Source organism: Jeotgalibacillus sp. 10bf12 (assembly GCF_055597105.1).
The window spans coordinates 2,807,536-2,826,194 of sequence record NZ_CP200276.1 but is presented as its reverse complement, the minus strand read 5'-3'; the positions used below and the strand labels follow the sequence as shown (position 1 = coordinate 2,826,194).

The following is an 18,659-nucleotide window of genomic DNA, read 5'->3' as shown; positions in this document are numbered from 1 at the left end:
CTCCATTTAGCGGAGAAGCCTTTTTTCTATTGTGAAAAATACGCTGTCAAACCGTTATAAATACCGGTTGCGGCAATTTCTCTGAACCGGTCATTATTGATCGATGCCTCTTCGGATGGATTACTGATAAATCCAAGCTCAAGAAGGACTGAAGGCGCACTGTTGTCCCTTAGTACTAAAAAATTACCGTGATGAATACCGCGGTTTTTCACAGTCATATTGTCACTGAGTCCCGCGTGGACAGCATCAGCAAGTGCTTCATCCGGTCCGCCGTAAAAGTAAGTTGTAAAACCTTTTACACTGCGGTCATTAATTGCATCATAGTGTATGGAGATAAAAGCATCAGCCTGATGATCTCGAGAAGTCGTCACTCGGCTGTACAGATCTACATAACGGTCATCTTCCCGAGTCATAATGACATTTGCGCCTGTACTGGACAGCATGTGATAAAGCACTTCAGCCGTTCTGATCGTTAAAGACTTCTCAAGCGTACCGGCAGCACCTACCGCTCCACCGTCACGCCCGCCGTGACCTGCATCAATGACAATTGTTGCCTCAGAAATTGATGTAACAGGCTCTTGTGGATTATCCTCTTCATCAGGCTCAGGTGCAACAGCTGCTTCCTGATCGGTTGACACAATCCAGTTGGCGATATAGCCTGTAGCGCCTCCCGGCAGAGTAATCTCATACCAGTCACCACTCCGGCTAACGATGGTCATCGCTTCACCAGCGCTTGCTTTATAGACGACGGCAGCATCTGTTGACGGGTCCTGTCTGATATTTGAACCGTTATACAAAATCGTCACTGTCTCATCGTCATCGGCTGTTTCTTCCGTGCTGCCCCCTTGATGCACCCCGCGTTCAGTGAACCAGCTTGCAATCCATCCACTCTGGCCATCACCGAAATCAATTTGTAACCATTCGCCTGTCTGCTCTTTGACTGTAAAAGAATCATACAGACTTACAGAACCAACTACATCTGCATTTCTATCCGGCTCTGCGCGCACATTTAAAGTATTGACAGTAATATGTATGTCATCAGTCGCTGCTTCTGCGGTTTGATTAACAGATAAAGAATTGTACTCTACATAATCAGAACTGACCCATCCATTTACAGCGCCTGAACTTATGTATAGCCATCCATACTTCTCATCGCTGACATTTACCTGATCACCGGTATTAAGTGTACCAATCACCAGCCCGTCGGACGAAAAATCATCCCGGATATTTAATCTGTCAACGAGAATTGTTGCATGGCTGTCCTCTGATTCAGATGAAGGTTCTAACCCGGATGAAACATCTTCGGGTTCAGTTTGACCAGGCGATACCAGAAGCCATTCAGCGATCCAGCCTGTCCCTTCATTTACAGCAACCTCAACCCAACCATTATCTCTTTGAAGCTCTTTAAATTGATCCCCTGACTGTCCTGATGCTATAGCAGGGTAAGATAAACCGGGACCTTCACGAATTAATATTCCGTCATATGCAGCCTCAATTTTATTTTCATCTGCATGGGCTTCCAAACCCGGAAACAGTGAGACCAGTAATACAGTTGATAATAATACTGACAGCAGTTTCAATCACATCACCTCAATATTCTCTTATCTATATCATATAGAAAAATAAAATAGGCGTCATTAGAATTTTGAAAATTTAGGACAATGATACCCTCTTGACAATGCGGGCGCTGGTGATTATGATTGATTACATTATTAAAACATATGAACGAATCCCGATGATGGAGAATAGTAAACAGGATCACGTATGTAAAGAGAGAGTCTGCCACCCGGCTGAAAGCAGACTTACATTGCGCCCTGTTGAATGAACACTCCGTAGGCTTTTTCCTGAACTTTGAGTAGGGAAAGACGTCAGCAGGCGTTAACTGCTTTAAGTGGAAGCTCAGGCTTCAATTAGGGTGGCACCGCGGAATTTCCCGTCCCTTGTTTTCGAACAAGGGACGGGATTTTTTTATTTGTCCGGGATTTTATGTAAAAGCACAGATTTAAGGAGGAATTATCAGTGGCAATTAACATACCAAGAGGAACGCAGGATATTTTACCGGGTGTTTCAGAACACTGGCAATATATTGAACAGACTGCTGCAGAGCTGTGCAGGCAGTATCAGTATAAAGAAATCCGGACACCTGTTTTCGAGCATACAGAGCTGTTTGAAAGAGGCGTAGGGGATACGACAGACATCGTTCAAAAAGAAATGTATACATTTAAAGACCGCGGTGACCGTAATCTGACACTTCGCCCTGAAGGAACAGCAAGTGTCGTGCGTTCTTACGTTCAGCACAAGATGCACGGTCAGGCAGTGCAGCCGGTTAAATTATTTTATACTGGACCAATGTTCAGATATGAAAGACCACAGGCCGGCAGATTTCGTCAGTTTGTTCAGTTCGGTGTAGAAGCAATCGGCAGTGATGACCCTGCAATTGATGCAGAAGTGATCTCACTTGCGATGGAGCTTTACAGCAGACTCGGTTTGAAAAAAGTAAAGCTTGTATTAAACAGCCTTGGTGATACTGAAAGCCGTATTGCACATAAAAATGCGCTGATCAGCCACTTCAGTCCGAGAATAGATGAGTTCTGTTCTGACTGTCAGGTACGCCTGAATAAAAACCCGCTTCGCATTCTGGACTGCAAAAAAGATAGAGGACATGAGCTGATTGAAAGTGCACCATCACTTAAAGATTATCTGAACGAAGAATCACAAAGCTATTTTGAAAAAGTGAAACGTTACCTGGATGTTATGGGCATTGAATATGAGCTGGATCCAAATCTGGTCCGCGGCCTGGATTATTATAACCACACTGCTTTTGAAATTATGAGTAACGCTGAAGGGTTTGGCGCAATTACCACGCTTTGCGGCGGTGGCAGGTACAATGGACTCACAGAAGAAATCGGCGGACCGAGCGCGCCTGGAATCGGTTTTGCGCTCAGTATCGAAAGGTTGATGGCTGCACTTGAAGCTGAAAATGTTTCACTTCCAATCAATGACCAGGTTGACTGTTATTTTGTCGCAATGGGAGAGGCTGCGAAGGAAAAAGCAGTTGCTCTGGCATTTGATGCACGTAAAAAAGGATTGAGTGTAGAGCTTGATTACCTCAACCGTAAAATGAAGGGTCAGTTTAAAGCCGCTGACCGGATCAATGCTGCTAATGTAGTCATTATCGGTGAAGACGAACTTTCAGCAGGTAAAGCCGCTGTTAAAAATATGGAGAGCGGTACACAGGATGATGTCTCATTTGTAGAAATTATTCACTATATAGAGAAAGCACAGGGAGGAAAATAATATGTTTGGACGTTCATTTTACTGCGGAGAAGTTCCTGAAGCCGCAATCGGAGAAAAAATTACTTTAAAAGGCTGGGTACAGAAAAGACGTGACCTGGGTGGACTGATTTTCATTGATCTCCGTGACAGATCAGGTATTGTACAGGTTGTTTTCAACCCTGAAACGTCAAAAGAAGCACTAGAAACTGCTGAAGATATTCGCAGTGAGTATGTGTTAAGTATCGAAGGAACAGTTCAGGCACGGGGAGAAGGGACGGTTAACCCGAACCTTGCTACAGGCTCAATTGAAATTCAGGCAGAGGGAGTGACTGTCCTCAGCAGCGCGAAAACACCTCCGTTTGCAATCGAAGATAAAGCTGAGACAGCTGAAGACATCCGTCTGAAGCACCGTTACCTTGACCTTCGCCGTCCGGTTATGGCTGAAACATTCAAAATGCGTCACAGTATTACAAAATCAGTCCGCCGCTTCCTGGACGATGAAGCATTTATTGAAGTTGAAACACCAATGCTGACAAAGAGTACACCGGAAGGGGCGCGTGACTACCTTGTCCCAAGCCGTGTTCATGAAGGTGAGTTTTATGCTCTTCCACAATCGCCACAGCTATTTAAGCAGCTGTTAATGGTTGGCGGATTTGACCGTTATTATCAGATTGCAAGATGCTTCCGTGATGAGGATCTTCGCGCTGACAGACAGCCTGAATTTACACAAATTGATATTGAAACAAGCTTTATGAGTCAGGAAGACATCATGTCAATGAACGAAAACATGCTTTTTCAAATGATGAAGGATGTTAAAGGTCTTGAAATCCAACTGCCGATTCCACGGATGACTTATACAGATGCAATGGAACGATTTGGTTCAGATAAGCCGGATACTCGCTTTGGTATGGAACTGACAGACGTATCGGCAATTGTTGAAAACTCTGGATTCAAAGTGTTCAGTGGAGCTGTTGCAAACGGAGGTCAGGTCAAACTGATTAATGCAAAGCAGGCTGCAGAAAAGTATTCGCGTAAAGATATTGACGCTCTTGGAGAATTTGCAGGACGTTACGGGGCAAAAGGTCTTGCGTGGCTTAAGGTTACAGAAGAAGGATTCTCAGGCCCGATCGCAAAATTCTTCAGCGAAGAGGAACAAACAACACTCAGCGAGACAGCCGGCGCAGAATCTGGAGACTTGCTTTTATTCGTAGCAGATAAAAAGTCAGTCGTCGCAGATGCTCTTGGCGCACTTCGTTCAAAACTTGGTAAAGATCTTGACCTGATTGATGAGTCAGCATTTAATTTCCTATGGGTAACTGACTGGCCGCTACTTGAGTATGATGAGGAGGAAGGCCGCTATTATGCTGCGCACCACCCATTTACAATGCCATTCAGAGAAGACTTACACCTGCTTGACTCTGACCCGGGTGCAGTTAGAGCACAGGCTTATGATATTGTACTGAACGGTTATGAGCTTGGCGGAGGATCAATCCGTATATTTGAACGCGAGATCCAGGAAAAGATGTTTGAAATTCTGGGCTTTTCAAAAGAAGAGGCTGTTGATCAGTTTGGATTCCTGCTTGAAGCGTTTGAATACGGCACGCCTCCACATGGTGGAATTGCCCTTGGTCTTGACCGTCTGGTAATGCTGCTAGCCGGCAGAACAAATCTGCGTGATACAATTGCATTCCCTAAAACAGCGAGCGCAAGCTGTGTCCTGACAGATGCGCCGGGTGAAGTTAGTGAAGCCCAGCTTGATGAATTAAAGCTCTCACTGAATCTTCAGAAAAATCTATAATTTTTCATCTTAATAATTGTTTTTTGATAAACCGTATGCTATGATGATTTCACAAGGTAAGTCCTGATGTGTACGTTTTAATATCCATCAGTTTTGACCGAACACTTCAATATCCGGGAGTTCACGTTTTTCAGCCGCTTGCACGCCCTTTGCGGGGAAGCATAAAGCTGAAAATAGGACACCCACCTGCTGAGAGCGGGTTCAAAACGATAGATTCCTACATCGAACGGCACAATTGGGATTTACCACATCTTACATACAAAAACAGACTCTGGACATCTGCTCCGGGTCTTTTTTTATTTTAATGGCAACTGCATCTGTCGGATATAAGTTGCAACCGGGCTCATTTTACGCTATTCTAAAAGCCGCTAATCCAATTAACGGAGTTGATCATATGCTACACCAATTTTCAAGAAACGAACTAGCGATCGGCCAGGAAGGTTTAGATCTCTTAAAAGGTAAAACAGTAGCGGTACTTGGCATTGGCGGTGTAGGCTCATTTGCAGCTGAAGCGCTTGCCCGAAGTGGAGTGGGCCGTCTGATCCTTGTGGATAAAGATGATGTTGATATTACCAATGTAAACCGTCAGATTATTGCATTGCTCTCTACTGTCGGACAGCCTAAAGCTGATCTGATGAAAGAAAGAATTGCTGATATCAACCCTGAGTGTGAAGTGCATTCACTGAAAATGTTTTACACAGAAGAAACGTATGAAGAGTTTTTCAGCTACGGGCTGGATTTTGTGGTTGATGCTTCTGATACGATTTCTTATAAGATCCATTTGATGAAAGAATGTCTGAATCGAAATATTCCTATTATTTCAAGTATGGGAGCAGCGAATAAAATGGATCCTACACGTTTCCAGATCGCGGATATTTCAAAAACACATACAGACCCAATCGCTAAAATCATTAGAAAGCACCTTCGTAAAGACGGGGTTAAAAAAGGGATTCCGGTAATCTTTTCTGATGAAAGTCCGATTGTAACCCGTGAGGAAGTTAATAAGACGGTCGGTAAAGAAAATGCGCCAATCAGAAAAGCAAAAATGCCGCCATCTTCAAATGCATTTGTACCGTCAGCTGCCGGTTTAATTGCAGCGAGCTATGTGATGAGAGAGTTTCTGAAAGATATAGAAATTAAAACGGTCAGATAAAAACGGCAATTTTGCCGTTTTTTTCTTTTTTTCTGAAACTTTTTACTAGCTGCTGCGTACTTAAGATTAATAAGAAAAAGGGGAGTGTAAAATGAACAGGCAGGTTGTTGAACTGAAAAATGTAACTAAGAACATCCGCAGTAAAACGATCATTGATAACATTTCATTTAATGTTTACAGTGGGGAAGTTTTCGGCTTTCTGGGGCCAAATGGCGCTGGTAAAACGACTACAATCAGGATGATCGTTGGACTGATGAAAATGTCTTCAGGTGACATTATTGTCAATGGGAAAAGTGTCAAATCAGATTTTGAGGGGGCAGTAAGCGAGGTTGGTGCAATTGTCGAAAATCCGGAGATGTATAAATTCATGACTGGATATAAAAATCTGATCCACTATTCGAGAATGTATAAAGGGATTTCCAAAGAAAAAATTGATGAAGTGGTTAAGCTTGTAGGGCTTGAAGGCAGAATTCATGAAAAAGTAAAAACATATTCTCTCGGCATGAGACAAAGACTTGGGATTGCCCAGAGTCTGCTTCATGATCCAAAGGTATTGATACTGGATGAACCCACAAACGGACTTGATCCGGCCGGGATACGTGAGATCAGAGATTACATAAGAAGACTAGCAAAAGAAAGAGATATGGCAGTCATTGTCTCTAGTCATCTTCTCTCAGAAATGGAGATGATGTGTGACCGTATTGGTATTATTCAAAACGGTAAGCTGAAAGATGTTCAGCTGATTGAAGATTTTGTTGGTGCACAGGCGCAAGTGTTTAAAATTGAAGTTGGAGATGCTGAACAAATCGTAAAACGAATGAGACAGGCATTTTCAGAGTGGGAAATTCAGGTTGTCGGCGGTGACCTGCTAATTGATTGTAAAAAAGAAGATATCCCGTCAATTATTAAATGGTGTGTCGAAGAAGGCGTATCGGTCTTTGGTGCAGCCGTCGCTGCCAAAACGCTTGAAGACAGATTCCTTGAAGTAACATCTGAGAAAAAGGGGGAGCCTGTGCATGTTTAACTTAATCAGAAATGAATGGATGAAGCTTTTTTCAAGACCAGCCACTTGGGTGATGGTAGGGCTGATTGTAATTGCTGTCATTGCTTCAACAGCAATTACCATTTTTATCAACTCACTTGGAGACGATTATAGCGGAAGCTGGCAGGAGGAGCTTCAGACGCAGAATGCCCAGCTAGAAGAACAGGCAGCGAACGGTGAAGCCGGATTTATGATGCAGGATCCTGCTGAACAGATTGCAATCAATGAGTATGCAATTGACAATGATATTGCACCGAATAATGCGGGGACTTTCTGGTCTTATGTTGAATCCAGCACATTCTTAATTTCACTGATCGGACTTTTTGCGATTATTGTTGCTTCAGGTATTGTGGCCGGTGAATTCTCATGGGGAACGATCAAACTGCTGATGATCAGACCGATTGCAAGATGGAAAATTCTCTTATCAAAATTCATTACGGTTGGTGCATTTGGACTTTTCCTTGTAGCAATTACAGCAGTACTTTCAATTATTCTCGGGTTAATATTATTTGATCCGGGCTCGTCAATCAGACTTGTCTTTGAAGACGGTCAGGTTGTTGAAAAGAGTATGGCAGCTTATATTGCACGCGTGTACCTTTTTAATTCACTTGATGTCATCATGCTCACAACCATGGCATTTATGATATCTGCAGTATTCCGTAACAGCTCACTTGCAATCGGCATCAGCTTATTCCTGCTATTTGTAGGCGGAACAGCCACAAGCTTTATTGCCATGTACTATGACTGGGCAAAATACAGTCTGTTTGCAAACACAAACCTTTCACAATATGAAATGAACATGCCAATCGTGGAAGGGATGACCATGCAATTCTCAATTGTGATGATCCTGATTTACTTCACGATCTTTATGGTACTTGCATTTACCACCTTTACAAAAAGGGATATTGCTTCATAGATCATCCATTTCAAATAATAGTAAAACAATTAAATAAGGCTGAGACATTTGTCTCAGCCTTATTTTAATTTTTCATAAATCTGTTTTAAAGCCTGTTCAAACTTACCTGTTTCTTTCGGTTCATAATAAGCTGCGCGCTTAAGTGAATCAGGCAGGTACTGCTGGGCAACCCAGCCGCCCGGATAATTGTGAGGGTATTTATATTCAGTTCCGCGTCCAAGCTTTTCAGCACCCATGTAATGCGCATCCTTTAAATGATCAGGAACTGTACCGGCTTTACCTTTTCTGATATCTGCCAGTGCGCTGTCGATCGCTGAAATTGCGGAATTCGACTTGGGTGACAGACAAAGTTCAATGACAGCGTTTGCGAGCGGGATACGGGCCTCAGGAAAACCGAGTCTCTCGGCAGATTCAATTGCTGCAAGTGTGCGCTGACCTGCCTGTGGGCTTGCAAGACCAATATCCTCGTATGCAATGACCAGTAACCTTCGTGCGATTGTCGGCAGATCACCGGCTTCGATCAGCCTGCCAAGGTAGTGAAGTGCGGCATTTGCGTCACTGCCTCTGATTGACTTTTGGAATGCGCTCATTACATCATAATGCGCGTCCCCATCTTTATCGTGAGAAAAGTATTTCTTCTGCAGACATTCTTCAGCTGCTTCTAGCGTGACGACAATTTTACCTTTATTATTTTCCTTTGTTGATAAAACAGCCAGCTCTAAAGCGTTTAAAGCACTCCTTACATCACCGCCGCTTGCTGTGGCAAAATGAGCGATGGCCTCTTCGGTCACTTCCACCTGCTTATCGCCAAAACCTCTCTGGTCAATGATCGCTCTATTAACAGCTGCTTTCATATCTTCTTCATCCAGCGGTTTCAGTTCGAAAATCTGTACTCTGCTTCTGATCGCCGGGTTAATTGCATGATAGGGATTGCTTGTAGTTGCCCCAATCAAAATAACAGTACCGTTTTCTAAATGTGGAAGCAGAAAATCCTGTTTTGCTTTATCGAGCCTGTGCACTTCATCCAGTAAAAGAATCACTCTGCCGGACATTTTACCTTCCTGAACAACGACTTCCATATCCTTTTTATTATTGGATACAGCATTTAACGTCCTGAAAGCATATTTAGTGCTCCCGGCAATGGCAGAAGCGATTGAAGTTTTCCCGATCCCGGGTGGACCATAAAGAATCATAGAAGAGAGCTGATTGGCTTCAACCATTCTTCTGATAATCTTTCCTTCTCCAACTAAATGGGATTGACCAATGATCTCATCTATTTCAGCCGGACGCATTCTGAATGCAAGTGGTTTAACAGCCATAAAATCCCCTCCATTTCTCTAACAGCATCATACCCATATAATCTGCACAAATGCCAATGCTAAAGGTTATATGCTATAATGGCAAAAGCAAATAGTCGCAAAGGTGGATGACACATGAAAGTCTCAACGAAAGGCCGTTATGGTCTGACAATCATGATTGAATTGGCAAAGAACTATGGAGAAGGACCAATTTCATTAAAATCAATTGCAACAACCCATAATTTATCAGAACACTATCTCGAGCAGCTGGTCGCACCACTTCGTAATTCCGGCTTCGTTAAAAGTGTCAGAGGAGCATACGGCGGATATATTTTAGCTGATGAGCCTTCAAAGATTACTGCAGGTGATATTATCAGAACGCTTGAAGGTCCGATCAGTCCTGTTGAAGGGCTTGAAAATGAAGCGCCTCCTCAAAGAGAACTGTGGATCCGGATCAGAGATGCAGTCAGAGATGTTCTTGATCATACAACAATTGAAGATTTAGCTAATCATACAGAAGAAGGCGAATCAGACGCCTATATGTTCTATATTTAACAGGAGGGTTTTGGTTTGAACAGAATTTATGCAGATCATGCTGCAACAACCCCGATGCTTCCTGAAGTGACAGCAGTCATGGTGGATGTCATGGAGAATACTTACGGAAACCCATCAAGTATTCACCAGACAGGAAGAGCAGCTAGAAAAATACTGGATGACGCGAGAACGCTAATTGCTTCTAAGCTTGGCGTTCATTTTAATGAAATTCATTTTACAAGCGGCGGAACAGAAGCTGATAACCTTGCTATTTTTGGCACAGCTGAAGCGATGCTGCATAAGGGAAAGCATATTATTACAACGGCAGTTGAACATCATGCTGTTTTACATCCCTGTCAGGAGCTTGAAAGACGCGGGTTTGAAGTCACTTATCTGAATGTGGATGAAACCGGACGGATCAGTATGGATGAATTTTCCTCAGCGCTGCGTGAGGACACGATTTTAGTAACGGTGATGTATGGCAATAATGAAGCGGGCACACTTCAGCCAATCAAAGAAATTGGCGCTATATTAAAAGACCACAAGGCAGTCTTTCATACAGATGCAGTGCAGGCGTTTGGACTTTCAGACATTGATGTTACAGAAGAAGGAATAGACCTGCTATCTGTTTCCTCTCACAAAATTAACGGTCCAAAAGGTGCAGGTTTTTTATATATTAAAAATGGTACCAAGCATCATGCAACGGTTTTCGGCGGTGAGCAGGAGCGTAAGAAAAGAGCAGGAACTGAGAATTTAGCTGCGATCGCCGGTTTTGCTAAAGCAGTGAAGTATACCTTTGAGCATAAAGAAGAAAAGACAGCGAATCTCGTTAAAATCAAGGAAACGCTGCTGGATGACTTGAAACAGTCAGGCGTTCAATTTGAACTAAACGGCTCTCTTGAACATTCACTTCCTCACGTGGTAAACTTGAGCATTCCGGGAGCCGAAATAGAGTCGCTGCTGATTAATCTGGATCTGGCAGGAATCGCTGCATCAAGCGGTTCAGCCTGTACAGCAGGGTCAGTTGAACCTTCGCATGTGCTGGCTGCAATGTTCGGACCGGAGAGCGAGAAATTGTTTAATTCAGTGCGCTTCAGCTTTGGTTATCAAAATACGGCTGAAGATGCAGTCTATATCGCACAAAGTCTTAAGAAAATTACAGATCGCTTTTAGCGACTGAAAAGTAAAGGTGATTCAAATGACAAAAACACCCGCTGAAACCAGAGTCGTGGTCGGGATGTCCGGTGGCGTTGATTCATCTGTTGCTGCCTATCTTCTAAAGCAGCAGGGATATGACGTAATCGGGATTTTTATGAAAAACTGGGATGATACAGATGAGTTTGGTGTATGTACAGCTACTGAAGATTACAATGATGTAATCCGTGTATGTAACCAGATCGGTATTCCCTATTATGCAGTAAACTTTGAAAAACAGTATTGGGATAAAGTATTCACTTATTTCCTTGAAGAATATAAAGCTGGCAGAACACCGAATCCTGACGTGATGTGTAATAAAGAAATCAAGTTTAAAGCATTTCTTGACCATGCCATGAAACTCGGTGCAGATTATCTTGCAACCGGGCACTATGCACAGGTTGACCGCTCAGGGGATGAAGTAAAAATGCTCCGCGGGCTGGATCAGAATAAAGATCAGACTTATTTTCTGAACCAGCTGTCACAGGAACAGCTTTCAAAAGTCATGTTCCCGATCGGTGACATTGATAAAAAAGAAGTAAGAAAAATCGCCGCTGATGCAGGTCTTGCAACAGCTGCAAAAAAAGACAGCACAGGTATCTGCTTCATAGGAGAAAGAAACTTTAAAGAGTTTTTAGGTCAGTACCTGCCCGCACAGCCGGGTGATATGGTGACAATGGACGGAGAAAAAGTCGGCAGTCATGACGGTTTAATGTATTATACAATCGGTCAGAGACACGGTCTTGGTATCGGCGGGTCAGGTGAGCCGTGGTTTGTGCTTGGTAAAAACCTTGAAACAAACCAGCTTTATGTCGGTCAGGGCTTTGATCACGAAGCACTGTATTCAGATTCTATGACTGCAGTGGATATGGGCTTCACTTCAGATCGAGTACCACAGGAATCCTTCCACTGCACTGCGAAATTCCGTTACCGTCAGCCGGATCAGGGCGTAACGGTTCATATGAAGGAAGATGGCACCGCAGAAATCATTTTTGACGAGCCGGTCCGTGCAGTAACACCGGGACAGGCAGTCGTTCTCTACAACGATGACGAATGCCTTGGCGGCGGCACAATCGATAAAATATTCAAAAGCTCAAAACAGTTGATGTATGTAGGTTAATAAGTTGACAAATTGATTGGTAATACCATATACCTGTCTGCACAGCTGATGATTGAAGCGGAAGGGGACGGCTGGCAGGAAGGGGCGTGTGAGGCTTATGGCGAAGCCTGCGGGCTCACCGCCCGGCCGCGGAAAGCGTCCCCCTGAAGCGGAAATCATCAGCCAGTGTTGGCAGAGTTAATAAAATAAAAATGACCTTTTGTGAAATGCCTTCACATCAGGTCATTTTTTGTGCCTTATGATATACTAAGCCCAAATCAATACGAAGGAGACCGTTATGAAATCTTTAAATGAACAGGCAATTGAACTCATCCAAAAAGGTGAACTTGAAGAAGCGCTTAAAAAATTGAACGAACAGATAGAAAAAAATCCGGAAGACCCGGCAGCCTATATTAATTTCGGTAATGTACTCGCAAGATTTAATGAAGTGGAAAAAGCTGAGCGCTTTTATCAAAAAGCCATTACGCTCGATGAAAAAGCCGGCGCAGCGTATTATGCACTTGCTAACCTGTATTACACTGAAGAAAGATTTAATGAAGCGGCAGTGCTCTATGAAAAAGCAATCAATGCAGGTCTTGAAGACCACGATGCTTATTTTATGCTCGGTATGTCAATGATGAATAATGAACAGACGAAGCTGGCAGTCCCTTACCTGCAGAGAGCTTCAGAGCTTTCTCCTGAAGACGCTGAGGTTCATTTCCAGTATGGACTCGCGCTTGCAAAGCTGGAGCACGGAACTGAAGCAGTAAATCAGTTAAAGTGTGCGGTGGAGCTTGACCCTGAACATGCAGATGCCCTGTACAATCTGGGAGTTGCGTATGCAGGTTTTGAAGAAGATGCCGAAGCAGCACTTAAATGTTTTGAACAGGCGATCGAAGTACAGCCGGATCATTATCTTGCTTTAAATGGTCGTAAAATTATTCAGCAGTCACTCGGCAACGAATAGGAGGAGTCTTTCATGAAACGTCAGCAGACGGATCTGTTTACTGAAGAAGAATTATATGTTAAAGGAACGCTGATCGTTTCTATTTTTTATAATGAAGATAACATGTATTCAGTAGTAAGGATCCGTGTATCTGACACTAATATCGCAAATGCTGAGAAGGAAATGGTCGTTACTGGTCATTTCCCTTCCATGCAGGAAGAGGATACATATATCTTTTTCGGGAAAGTAAAAGAGCACCCGCGTTTTGGTCCTCAGTTCATTACTGAACGCTTTAAAAAGGAATTACCTCAAACGAAGCAGGGCATTATCCATTACCTTTCAAGTGATCTTTTTAACGGCATCGGCAGAAAAACAGCGGAAAAAATTGTAGATACACTTGGTGAAAATGCGATCTCTAAAATCATGGAAAATGAGTCTGTCTTATTCGAGGTGCCGAAGCTTTCTGAAGAAAAGGCTCATCATATTCATGAAGTGCTGATTGAACACCAGGGTCTTGAGCGGATCATGGTTTTGTTGAATGACTGGGGTTTCGGCCCGCAGCTGTCGATGAAAATCTATCAGTTTTATCAGGAAAAAACGTTGGAGGTCATTGAAGAAAACCCTTATCAGCTCGTTAACGATATTGAAGGGGTCGGCTTCGGGAAAGCGGATGAACTCGGAAGACATCTTGGATTATCAGGCAACCACCCGGACCGGATTAAAGCTGCATGTTTATATACAATCACCCAGTTATCGATGCAGGAAGGGCACGTATACGCCGATTCAAAGCAGCTGCTCATGAGAGTAAAGGAGCTGCTTGAAAAGCATCAGCCGGAAAAAGTGGATTACAGTGAAATTTCAAAGAGCCTTGTTGAACTGCATGAAGAAGGAAAGATCGTCGGTGAGAACAAAAAAGTTTATTTACCTTCTCTCTATTATTCCGAGGTTGGTATTGCATCCAGTGTTGAGAGCCTGACCTCCAATACAGAAGTGCATGATCAGTTTCCCGAAGCAGAATTCCTGCTCGCACTTGGTGATCTTGAAGAGCGGATAGGTGTCACATATGCACCTTCTCAAAAAGAAGCCATACAGACGGCCCTGTCTTCACCGATCATGATTTTAACCGGCGGACCTGGTACCGGAAAGACAACCGTCATCAAAGGAATCGTAGAGCTTTATGCAGAACTTCATGGGCTATCGCTCGATCCGGACAATTACTCAAAGGATGAACCGTTTCCAATTGTGCTTGCAGCACCAACGGGAAGAGCGGCAAAAAGGATGACTGAATCTACAGGGTTAAAGGCGATGACAATACACAGGCTGCTTGGATTCAACGGCCAGGAGGATATGGATGAAGAGGATGATGACAGAATGGTTGCGGGGCGCCTGTTAATCATTGATGAAATGTCGATGGTCGATACATGGCTTGCCAATAAGCTGCTGCAGGCAGTTCCTGAATCTATGCAAGTCATCCTGGTAGGAGATCAGGATCAGCTTCCATCAGTCGGACCTGGTCAGGTGCTGCAGGATCTGCTCGATGCTAAAAAAGTGCCTGCAGTTGAGCTGACTGATATTTACCGCCAGGAAGAAGGTTCCTCCATTATTGAGCTTGCCCATCATATGAAAAAAGGGGAAGTACCTGCAACGATCAGGCAGCCTTATCCTGACCGTTCATTTATCCCCTGCAGAGCCAACCAGATGGATGAGGTTGTCGGTAAAATCGTAAAAAATGCGATGAATAAAGGTTATACTGCAAAGGATATTCAGGTGCTAGCCCCAATGTACAGGGGACCTGCTGGAATTGACAAATTGAATTCACTTTTACAGCAGCTGATGAACCCGAATGACGACGGGTCAAGAAAAGAGCTGAAATGGGGGGATATTGTCTACCGGATAGGCGATAAAGTCCTCCAGCTCGTCAATCAGCCCGAAAGCAACGTGTTTAACGGTGATATGGGCGAAGTGATTTCGATCTTTTACGCGAAAGAAAATACTGAGAAACAGGATATGATCCTTGTTTCTTTTGATGGTGTCGAGGTCACCTATACAAGACAGGACCTCAACCAGATCACCCATGCATTCTGTTGTTCGATCCATAAATCTCAGGGGAGCGAATTCCCGATTGTCGTGCTGCCAGTTGTGAAAAGTTATTCAAGGATGCTCAGAAGAAACCTGCTTTATACAGCAATCACAAGAAGCAGTAAGTTTTTGATTATGTGCGGTGAAGAAGATGCATTCAGATACGGTGTTGAAAGAAAAGATGACCTGACGCGTCTGACGTCCCTGAAAGAAAGACTCGCTGGTGAAGCTGCGTCAGAAGACGCTGATCCTTTTGAAGGTGGAGCAGACCCGATGATTGGAATGGAAGGTGTCACACCATACGATTTTCTTGAAACTTCATAAGGTTAAATTGACAAACGGTGATCATCTTTCATATAATTTCAGATAGAATAATGAATCTCGAAGAAGGAACAAGTACGCAGATCAGCTCATTTAAAGAGAGAATTCCCCCAGGCTGAAAGGAATTCACTGAAGCATCTGCCGAAAGCTGGTCCGGAGTGCAGTTAAAAGCTGCCGTCTGCTGCGTTAAAGCGACTTTAGAGTGATGGGTTGTCAATCCATAACCAGGGTGGTACCGCGAGTATAGTCTCGTCCCTGTGTAGGATTGAGGACCCTTTTCTGTTTTCAGAGACGTTTCGGGAGATCAAAGGAGGAAGTAACAATGGAAAAATGGTCTGGTGCTCAGCTTAGACAAATGTATTTAGATTTCTTCAAGGAAAAAAATCATGATGTAGAACCAAGTGCTTCACTTGTACCGCATGAAGATCCATCGCTATTATGGATCAACAGCGGAGTCGCTACACTTAAAAAATATTTTGACGGACGGGTCATCCCGGCAAATCCGAGAATTGTAAATGCACAGAAATCAATCAGAACGAATGATATCGAAAACGTGGGTAAAACAGCCAGACACCACACATTTTTTGAAATGCTGGGGAACTTTTCAATCGGAGAGTATTTTAAAGTTGAAGCGATTGAATGGGCATGGGAATTCCTCACTTCAGAAAAATGGGTAGGGTTTGACCCTGAAAAACTGTCAGTGACGATTCATCCTGAAGATGATGAAGCATATGACATCTGGCACAAAAAAGTAGGTGTCCCTGAAGAGAGAATTATCCGTCTTGAGGGTAACTTCTGGGATATTGGAGAGGGTCCGAGTGGTCCAAACTCTGAAATTTTCTATGACCGTGGTGAGGAATATGGAAATGATCCAACAGACCCAGAACTTTATGCAGGCGGGGAAAATGAGCGCTACCTTGAGATCTGGAACCTGGTTTTCTCACAGTTCAACCATAACGCTGATGATACGTATACACCACTTCCTAAGAAAAACATCGATACAGGAATGGGTCTTGAAAGAATGGCATGTGTTGTTCAGGACGTACCGACAAACTTTGAAACAGACCTTTTCATGCCGATCATTGAAGCAACTGAGCTTGTAGCTAAAAGACGGTACGGAAAAAACAATGAAGAAGATACTGCTTTTAAAGTAATTGCTGACCATATTAGAACAGTAGCATTCGCTGTTGGTGATGGTGCATTGCCTTCAAATGAGGGAAGAGGATATGTACTGCGCAGGCTGCTGAGAAGAGCTGTACGTTATGCAAAGCAAATCGGGATTAATCGTCCGTTTATGTATGAGCTTGTTCCTGTTGTTGCGGATATTATGATCGACTTCTATCCTGAAGTAAAAGATAAGCAGGACTTTATCCAGAAGGTTATCAAAAATGAAGAGGAACGTTTCCATGAGACGCTGAATGAAGGTCTTTCGATTCTGACTGAGCTGATGAAAAAAGCACAGGCGGATAGCTCAAAAGAAATCAGCGGTAAAGACGTCTTCAGATTGTATGATACGTTTGGTTTCCCTGTTGAGCTCACTCAGGAATATGCTGAGGAAAATGGACTGACAGTTGACCAGCAGGGCTTTGAGCAGGAGATGGAAGGTCAGAGAAGCCGCGCGAGAGCTGCCCGCCAGGAAAGCGGATCAATGCAGGTTCAGGGTGGCGTTCTGGGAGATATTCATACAAAGAGTGAATTTGTAGGATATAACAGCTTGGAGCATTCTACTACACTTGAAGATCTAGTCGTAGACGGTGAGTTTTCAGATCTAGCTGGTAACGGAACACAAATTCAGTTTGTCCTGGCAGAAACACCTTTTTACGCTGAGAGCGGTGGACAGATTGGTGATAAAGGAACAGTTACACATGAAAGCTGTGTCATTGAAGTCCAGGACGTTAAGAAAGCACCTAATGGACAAAACCTGCATACTGGTATTGTTAGGAACGGTACAATAAAAAAAGGCGATAGTGTAAAGGCGAGTGTCAGCGATTCTGTAAGAAACAAAATCACTAAAAACCACACTGCAACACACCTGCTTCATCAGGCACTGAAAGATGTCCTTGGTGATCATGTTAATCAGGCAGGTTCACTGGTTGAGCCGGACCGTTTGCGCTTTGACTTTTCTCACTTCGGACAGGTTACAAAAGAGGAACTGAGTAAAATTGAAGAGATTGTAAATGAGAAAATCTGGACAAGCTATTCAGTAGGCACAGCGATTAAATCAATTGATGAAGCAAAAGCAATGGGTGCGATGGCGCTGTTTGGAGAGAAATACGGCTCTGAGGTACGCGTCGTATCAATCGGTGATTACAGTCTTGAACTATGCGGAGGCTGTCACGTTGGCAATACTGCTGAGATTGGCCTGTTCAGAATTGCAACTGAAGCAGGAATCGGTGCAGGAACGAGACGAATTGAAGCTGTTACAGGCGAATCCGCTTACCGCTTAATGAACGAACAGATTGATGTCCTGAATCGTTCAGCGGTCTTGTTAAAAGCAAATCCTAAAGACCTTGAAACTCGAATTGAAGGACTTCAGGCAGATCTTAAGTCTGTTCAAAGAGAAAACGAGTCACTGCATGCTAAGCTTTCAAATATTGAAGCGAAAAATATTATGGACCGCGTTCAGACAGTGGATGGCGTAAGCGTATTAGCTGAAAAAGTCCAGGCATCTGATATGAATACGCTCAGAACAATGGCTGATGATGTAAAGAATAAAATTGGTTCCGGCGTGCTTGTGTTAATCGCAGTTAATGGCGATAAAGTTCAGATCATTGCAGGTGTCACAAAGGATCTGATTGATCAGGGATATCATGCAGGTAAGCTGATTAAAGAAGTCGCTACAATTTGTGGCGGTGGGGGAGGCGGCCGCCCTGATATGGCTCAGGCCGGTGGTAAAGATCCTGCCAAAGTAGAAGAAGCGCTGCAATTTGTACCTGAATGGGTAAAATCAATTTGATTCTTACCCCAACTGGTGTACAATAGCAATAGTTGGATAATAGGAAT

General features: G+C 43.5%; 13 protein-coding genes, 1 other RNA gene and 1 other annotated feature. Of the genes, 12 read left to right on the top strand and 2 right to left on the bottom strand.

All coding sequences use genetic code 11. The features are described from left to right. Positions 1-26: 26 nt before the first annotated feature. Positions 27-1,580 (bottom strand): N-acetylmuramoyl-L-alanine amidase, encoded by a 1,554-nt coding sequence (locus DH10bf12_RS14750; protein WP_471736010.1) that lies wholly within the window; start codon positions 1,578-1,580, stop codon positions 27-29. A 146-nt stretch (positions 1,581-1,726) separates the two neighbouring features. Then, positions 1,727-1,944: a binding site (T-box leader), on the top strand. A 75-nt stretch (positions 1,945-2,019) separates the two neighbouring features. On the opposite strand from DH10bf12_RS14750, the gene hisS reads away from it, so the two are divergent. The 6 genes from hisS (at position 2,020) to DH10bf12_RS14720 (ending at position 8,185) form a co-directional block, all read left to right on the top strand. Next, positions 2,020-3,297, top strand: coding sequence for a histidine--tRNA ligase (gene hisS / locus DH10bf12_RS14745; protein WP_471736009.1), 1,278 nt, complete (start codon positions 2,020-2,022; stop codon positions 3,295-3,297). A 1-nt stretch (position 3,298) separates the two neighbouring features. Continuing rightward, the gene (aspS, locus tag DH10bf12_RS14740; RefSeq protein WP_471736008.1) at positions 3,299-5,074 is read left to right on the top strand and encodes an aspartate--tRNA ligase; all 1,776 of its coding nucleotides are present in this window, start codon (positions 3,299-3,301) and stop codon (positions 5,072-5,074) included. 57 nt (positions 5,075-5,131) lie between these two features. Further along, positions 5,132-5,320, top strand: a non-coding RNA gene (gene ssrS, locus DH10bf12_RS14735) — 6S RNA. 148 nt (positions 5,321-5,468) lie between these two features. Further along, positions 5,469-6,227 carry a tRNA threonylcarbamoyladenosine dehydratase gene (locus DH10bf12_RS14730; protein WP_471736007.1) on the top strand — a complete coding sequence of 253 codons (759 nt, stop codon included), beginning with the start codon at positions 5,469-5,471 and terminating at the stop codon, positions 6,225-6,227. Between the two features lie 91 nt (positions 6,228-6,318). Further along, a complete protein-coding gene (locus DH10bf12_RS14725; RefSeq protein ID WP_471736006.1) occupies positions 6,319-7,251 on the top strand; it encodes an ABC transporter ATP-binding protein in 933 nt (310 codons plus the stop codon). Further along, positions 7,244-8,185, top strand: a complete 942-nt coding sequence (locus DH10bf12_RS14720) for an ABC transporter permease (RefSeq protein ID WP_471736005.1) — start codon at positions 7,244-7,246, stop codon at positions 8,183-8,185. The genes DH10bf12_RS14725 and DH10bf12_RS14720 overlap by 8 nt, the downstream gene beginning before the upstream one ends. 59 nt (positions 8,186-8,244) lie before the next feature. Here DH10bf12_RS14720 and DH10bf12_RS14715 read toward each other — a convergent pair whose 3' ends face one another. Then, positions 8,245-9,504 (bottom strand): replication-associated recombination protein A, encoded by a 1,260-nt coding sequence (locus DH10bf12_RS14715; protein ID WP_471736004.1) that lies wholly within the window; start codon positions 9,502-9,504, stop codon positions 8,245-8,247. Positions 9,505-9,618: 114 nt separating this feature from the next. Here DH10bf12_RS14715 and cymR point away from each other — a divergent pair, with 114 nt between their 5' ends. The 6 genes from cymR (at position 9,619) to alaS (ending at position 18,612) form a co-directional block, all read left to right on the top strand. Then, complete coding sequence (gene cymR, locus DH10bf12_RS14710; protein ID WP_471736003.1) at positions 9,619-10,038, top strand: cysteine metabolism transcriptional regulator CymR; 420 nt, start codon at positions 9,619-9,621, stop codon at positions 10,036-10,038. A gap of 15 nt (positions 10,039-10,053) precedes the next feature. Continuing rightward, a complete protein-coding gene (locus DH10bf12_RS14705; RefSeq protein WP_471736002.1) occupies positions 10,054-11,190 on the top strand; it encodes a cysteine desulfurase family protein in 1,137 nt (378 codons plus the stop codon). Between the two features lie 25 nt (positions 11,191-11,215). Continuing rightward, on the top strand, positions 11,216-12,331 hold the full coding sequence (gene mnmA, locus DH10bf12_RS14700) for a tRNA 2-thiouridine(34) synthase MnmA (RefSeq protein WP_471736001.1): 1,116 nt from the start codon (positions 11,216-11,218) through the stop codon (positions 12,329-12,331). 277 nt (positions 12,332-12,608) lie between these two features. After that, entirely contained in the window at positions 12,609-13,277 is a 669-nt protein-coding gene (locus tag DH10bf12_RS14695) for a tetratricopeptide repeat protein (RefSeq protein ID WP_471736000.1), read from the top strand. 12 nt (positions 13,278-13,289) lie between these two features. After that, positions 13,290-15,659: an SF1B family DNA helicase RecD2 gene (recD2, locus tag DH10bf12_RS14690; protein WP_471735999.1), complete on the top strand. Its 2,370-nt coding sequence runs from the start codon at positions 13,290-13,292 to the stop codon at positions 15,657-15,659. A gap of 319 nt (positions 15,660-15,978) precedes the next feature. Next, entirely contained in the window at positions 15,979-18,612 is a 2,634-nt protein-coding gene (gene alaS / locus DH10bf12_RS14685; RefSeq protein ID WP_471735998.1) for an alanine--tRNA ligase, read from the top strand. Positions 18,613-18,659: the final 47 nt, after the last annotated feature.

Bases quoted from the DNA above. Each gene is read 5' to 3' on its own strand.
- DH10bf12_RS14695 (WP_471736000.1), top strand. From the start codon at position 12,609: ATGAAATCTTTAAATGAACAGGCAATTGAACTCATCCAAAAAGGTGAA.
- DH10bf12_RS14720 (WP_471736005.1), top strand. From the start codon at position 7,244: ATGTTTAACTTAATCAGAAATGAATGGATGAAGCTTTTTTCAAGACCA.
- cymR (WP_471736003.1), top strand. From the start codon at position 9,619: ATGAAAGTCTCAACGAAAGGCCGTTATGGTCTGACAATCATGATTGAA.
- aspS (WP_471736008.1), top strand. From the start codon at position 3,299: ATGTTTGGACGTTCATTTTACTGCGGAGAAGTTCCTGAAGCCGCAATC.
- mnmA (WP_471736001.1), top strand. From the start codon at position 11,216: ATGACAAAAACACCCGCTGAAACCAGAGTCGTGGTCGGGATGTCCGGT.
- recD2 (WP_471735999.1), top strand. From the start codon at position 13,290: ATGAAACGTCAGCAGACGGATCTGTTTACTGAAGAAGAATTATATGTT.
- DH10bf12_RS14715 (WP_471736004.1), bottom strand. From the start codon at position 9,504: ATGGCTGTTAAACCACTTGCATTCAGAATGCGTCCGGCTGAAATAGAT.
- DH10bf12_RS14725 (WP_471736006.1), top strand. From the start codon at position 6,319: ATGAACAGGCAGGTTGTTGAACTGAAAAATGTAACTAAGAACATCCGC.
- DH10bf12_RS14730 (WP_471736007.1), top strand. From the start codon at position 5,469: ATGCTACACCAATTTTCAAGAAACGAACTAGCGATCGGCCAGGAAGGT.
- alaS (WP_471735998.1), top strand. From the start codon at position 15,979: ATGGAAAAATGGTCTGGTGCTCAGCTTAGACAAATGTATTTAGATTTC.